Source organism: Microcoleus sp. CZ3-B2, assembly GCF_036705055.1.
Taxonomy (GTDB): Bacteria; Cyanobacteriota; Cyanobacteriia; order Cyanobacteriales; family Microcoleaceae; genus Microcoleus.
In genome coordinates, this window is the sequence record NZ_JAUBTN010000144.1 from 1 (window position 1) to 1,490 (window position 1,490).

The 1,490-nt window shown below is 43.1% G+C and carries 2 protein-coding genes; one reads left to right on the top strand and one right to left on the bottom strand.

The genetic code is table 11. The features are described from left to right. Positions 1 to 37: 37 nt before the first annotated feature. Positions 38 to 1,198 carry an RNA-guided endonuclease InsQ/TnpB family protein gene (locus QUA97_RS28165; protein WP_333197612.1) on the bottom strand — a complete coding sequence of 387 codons (1,161 nt, stop codon included), beginning with the start codon at positions 1,196 to 1,198 and terminating at the stop codon, positions 38 to 40. 50 nt (positions 1,199 to 1,248) lie between these two features. Here QUA97_RS28165 and tnpA point away from each other — a divergent pair. After that, on the top strand, positions 1,249 to 1,490 hold a 242-nt coding region (gene tnpA / locus QUA97_RS28170; RefSeq protein WP_333197614.1), incomplete at its 3' end, for an IS200/IS605 family transposase.

Consider the following 1,490-nt stretch of genomic DNA (forward strand, 5'->3'; position numbering starts at 1 on the left):
CTTGAAATACTCCCCGGCGTAAACGCACGGGGATTCTTTACGCTTCACCGACTGATGCAACCGAAGTTGTCTTACTCTGTCTCTGCGTACATTTAGAGTCGTGGCGATTCCCCATCCCGACTTTCTCTATATTCTTAGCGGCATTTTCATCTCTATCCTGCTCGGTGTTGCAACTTAGACAAAGCACTGAGCGGATAGATAAATCAATTTTGCCCCACTTGAATCCACAATCCGAACACACTTGGCTAGTGGGTTCCCAGCGACTAATTACCTTAAACTCTCTACCAAGTTTCTCTGATTTAGCCTCGCAAAGCGTTCGGAATTCGTACCAGCCTTGCTGACTAATCGCTCTTGAAAGTTTCCGGTTCTTGACCATTCCTGACACATTCAAATCTTCCAAAATAATCACTTGGTTTTCGTTGACTATTTTGGTTGACAGTTTGTGGAGAAAATCTTTGCGGGTGTCGGCAATTCCATTATGCAGTTTCGCAATTCTGATGCGAGTTACATTCCTTCTCCTAGAATCTTTGGGCTGATGGGCTAATTTGCGTTGTAGTTTGCGAACTTTTCGGTCTAGTTTTTTATAGCTAGGGCTTTCGACTTTTTCACCGTTACTCATTACTGCAAAAGTTTTAATTCCCAAATCAATCCCGATACTTGGGCTTTTAGCTTCGGATTGAATTGGTTTGACCTCTACAACAAAACTTAGAAAATAGCGGTTCGCACAGTCTTTGATTACCGTGACAGAGCTAGGTTCAGATGGCAATTCTCTAGACCAGACTGGGTTAACAATTCCAATCTTGGCTAAATAAACTCCATCACCTTTGAGGGAAAACCCTCCAACTCTAAAACGCGCCGATTGGCTGTTAGTTCGTTTTTTGAACTTAGGATATCCGACTTTACGTCCTTTTCTTTTCCCTTTGCAGGAGTTGAAGAAGTTCTTAAAAGCAACATCCAGGTCGGCAACCGACTGCTGTAATGGGACGCAGGACACATCTCCTAGCCAAGCTCTTTCCTCAGTATTTTTAGCCTGGGTAATTACGATTTTTTGCAAATCTACTGAACTCGGCTTTTTCTCGGACTGCTTACACAGAGCAAGCGCATCGTTCCAGACTACACGCACGCAGCCAAACAACTGAGCTAGGCTCTGTCGTTGTTGGTCGGTTGGGTAGAATCTGTAACGATATCGTGATTTCATAACTGTGCTAAAGTTGGTCTGCAACTAAATCATATCTTGGTTTGCCAAAAATGACAACCGACTATCGCCGAGAACGACATTCTGTTACAGAACTTAAGATCCACTTGGTCTGCGTGACAAAGTATCGTCGGCCTGTATTTACAAGTGAAAGTCTTGACTTGATTGAAAAATCATTTCGAGAGGTTGCCGAAAAAATGAATTTTCAGGTTCTAGAGTTTAACGGTGAAGGCAATCACGTTCATGCGCTGATTGAGTATCCGCCTAAACTTTCTGTTTCTCAAATAGTGAATGC